Source organism: Dokdonella sp. (assembly GCF_049593775.1).
Lineage (GTDB): Bacteria > Pseudomonadota > Gammaproteobacteria > Xanthomonadales > Rhodanobacteraceae > Dokdonella.
Genome location: NZ_JBAWHJ010000139.1, coordinates 1 through 3447, shown reverse-complemented (window position 1 = coordinate 3447; position 3447 = coordinate 1). Strand labels below are relative to the sequence as shown.

At 59.5% G+C, this 3447-nt stretch carries 3 protein-coding genes; all 3 read left to right on the top strand.

The window, feature by feature from the left end:
- Positions 1–1476: thiamine pyrophosphate-dependent enzyme (locus WBP53_RS04860; RefSeq protein ID WP_423926502.1), on the top strand; the 1476-nt coding region annotated here is incomplete at its 5' end.
- Between the two features lie 67 nt (positions 1477–1543).
- Positions 1544–2749, top strand: coding sequence for a 2-oxoglutarate dehydrogenase complex dihydrolipoyllysine-residue succinyltransferase (odhB, locus tag WBP53_RS04855; protein WP_423926500.1), 1206 nt, complete (start codon positions 1544–1546; stop codon positions 2747–2749).
- A 108-nt stretch (positions 2750–2857) separates the two neighbouring features.
- The coding region (locus WBP53_RS04850) for an FAD-dependent oxidoreductase (protein WP_423926498.1) at positions 2858–3447 on the top strand (590 nt) is incomplete at its 3' end.

Here is a 3447-nt window from a genome sequence, read left to right as displayed (position 1 = left end):
GACCTGGTCTGCTACCGCCGCCATGGTCACAACGAAGCAGACGAACCGGCAGCGACGCAGCCCTTGATGTACAAGGTCATTCGTGCGCGCCCACCGCTACGCGAGCTCTACAGCGAAAAACTGATCGCAGAAGGCACGCTGTCGGCTGACGACGCCAAGGGCATGGTCGACGACTATCGCAAACTGCTGGAAGCGGGCGCACCGATTCCCGGTGTCGATGCCGATTACCACGACTCGCATGGTGTTGACTGGTCCAAGCATCTTGCCAACGACATTTTCGAAGTGGTCAAGACCGGCATCAGCAAGAAGGCACTGGCGGCAGCCAACGCCCACCTGCTGACGATTCCCGATGGCGTCACCCTGCACCCTCGTGTCGCCAAGATCTACGGCGATCGCGACAAGATGGCTGCCGGCAAGCAGGAAATCGACTGGGGCTTCGCAGAAAACCTGGCCTATGGCAGCCTGGTCGCCGACGGTCACAATCTGCGCCTGGTCGGTCAGGATGCGGGCCGGGGAACCTTCTTCCACCGCCACGCCGTGATGCACGACCAGAGCTCCGGCTCGCACCATGTACCGCTGAAGACGATTCGCGACGATGCCAGTGTCGAGGTGATCGACTCGCTGCTCAGCGAAGAGGCCGTGATGGCCTTCGAGTATGGCTATGCGACTGCCAAGCCGAACACGCTGGTGATCTGGGAAGCCCAGTTCGGCGATTTTGCCAACGGTGCACAGGTCGTCATCGACCAATTCATCTCGTCCGGCGAAGCGAAGTGGGGCCGTCTGTGCGGCATCGTCCTGCTCCTGCCGCATGGCTACGAAGGCCAGGGCCCGGAACATTCCTCGGCGCGCCTCGAGCGCTACCTGCAGCTTTGTGCGATGGAAAACATGCAGGTCTGCGTACCCACCACGCCTGCTCAGATGTTCCACATGCTGCGCCGGCAGATGCTGCGTGCCTGCCGCAAGCCGCTGATCGTGATGACGCCGAAATCACTGCTGCGCCACAAGATGGCAGTGTCTTCGCTGGACGACCTGATCAACGGGCGCTTTCATCTGGTCATTCCCGATGTCACCGCGACGAACGCGAAAAAGGTCAAGCGCGTCGTTTTCTGTTCGGGCAAGGTCTACTACGATCTGGTCGAGGAAGCGGCCAAGCGCGATATCAAGGATGTAGCCATCCTGCGCGTTGAACAGCTCTATCCGTTCCCGCGCACCGAGGTGAAAGCCGAGCTGGAAAAATACCCGGCCGCGAAAGAGGTGGTCTGGTGTCAGGAGGAGCCCATGAACCAGGGTGCCTGGTATCAGATCAAGCACCATTTCCAGGCCGTGGTGACCGACAAGCACACCGTCGCCTACGCTGGCCGACCACGCTCTCCGGCCCCTGCCTGTGGACATCTGGCCCGCCATCTTGCCGAACAGGCCGCGCTGGTCGAGTTGGCTCTGGTTTCACCCATCAGCAGCGACTACGCTCTGGAATGACGCCTGATCGGCATTCCGTTTCCCTTCGCCATTCACCGAACAGCACCAACGCCCCAGGACAGCACTCATGAGCCTTGAAATCAAAGTTCCGGTTCTCCCCGAATCCGTCTCCGATGCGACCATTGCCACCTGGCACAAGAAACCGGGCGACGCGGTCAAGCGCGACGAGAACCTGGTCGATCTGGAAACCGACAAGGTCGTACTCGAAGTCCCGGCACCCGCGGATGGTGTACTCAAGTCGATCAGTGCCGAAACCGGCGCAACCGTTACCAGCGGCGAACTGCTGGGCGTAATCGAGGAAGGTGCAGTCGCCTCGGTCCCGGCCGCCGCCGATGAGAAGGCCGCTGACAAGAAGAGTGACAAGAAAGCAGACAAGGCCGATGCAAAGGCACCCGCGAAGGGAGTGGATGAACTTTCTCCGGCAGGGCGTCGCGTGGCGACCGAGGAAAAGATCGATCCTGCCAACGTCGACGGCACAGGCCGTGATGGCCGCGTGACCAAGGAAGATCTGGTCAAGCACGCAAAGTCGGCTGCGCCCTCTTCCAGCAAGTCAGCAGCTCCGACACCGGGGGATCGTCCGGAAGAACGTGTACCGATGACACGCATGCGCGCAAAGATCGCCGAGCGCCTGATGCACTCGAAGAATTCGATCGCAATGTTGACGTCGTTCAACGAAATCAATCTCGGCGCGGTTGCAAAAATGCGCAAGCAGCTTGGCGATGAGTTCCTCAAGGCAAACGGCGTCAAGCTCGGCTACATGAGCTTCTTCGTCAAGGCAGCCGTAGAAGCACTCAAGCGCTATCCGGTGGTCAATGCTTCGGTCGACGGCAACGACGTGATCTACCACGGCTATCAGGACATCTCGATCGCCGTTTCAACCGACCGGGGTCTGGTCACGCCGGTACTGCGCGATGCGCAAAACATGAGCTTTGCCGACATCGAAAAGGCGATCATCGACTATGCGACGAAAGCACGCGAAGGCGGCCTCAGTCTCGATGACCTGCAGGGCGGCACATTCACGATCACCAATGGAGGCACCTTCGGCTCGCTGTTCTCGACCCCGATCGTCAATCCGCCGCAGAGCGCGATCCTCGGCATGCACACGATCAAGGATCGCGCGATCGTTGAAAACGGCCAGGTTGTTGCCGCACCCATGATGTACATCGCGATCAGCTACGATCACCGCATCATCGACGGAAAGGATGCAGTCCTGTTTCTCGTCGACATCAAGAACCAGCTTGAGAATCCGCACCGGATGGTGCTCGGCATGTAATGCCTTGCAACAGCCGGGAATCGGGAATAGAGAATGGGGAAGGGCAAGAGCTTCTCCGCTTTGCTCTTTCCCATTCCCTACTCCCCATTCCCTTTGTGAGCGAATGCAATGAGCGAAAAATACGACGTCATCATCATCGGAGCCGGTCCGGCCGGCTATGTGGCTGCGATTCGCGCCGCGCAACTCGGCATGAAAACGGCATGTGTCGATGATTTCATTGGCAAGGATGGCAAGCCGGCGCTTGGCGGCACCTGCCTGAATGTGGGTTGCATCCCCTCCAAGGCCCTGCTCGATTCGTCCAAGCAGTTCCACAACCTCACGCATGGATTCGAGGCACACGGCATCAGCGCGAAGGACGCGAAGATCGACGTCGCCACCATGGTTGGGCGCAAGGACAAGATCGTCAAGCAGTTCACCGGCGGCATCACTTCGCTGTTCAAGGCCAACAAGGTCACTGCGATTGCCGGTTATGGGACGCTGAAGGCCAATCGTGTCGTTTCGGTCAAGGCTGCGGATGGCAAGAGTACCGATTACAGCGCAACCAACGTGATCATTGCCACCGGCTCCGTGCCGATCGAATTGCCGTTCGCGAAGTTCGATGGCGAGCACATTGTTGACAACGCTGGCGCACTCGATTTCGACGAAACTCCGAAGCGCCTCGGCGTGATTGGTGCTGGCGTAATCGGACTGGAACTTGG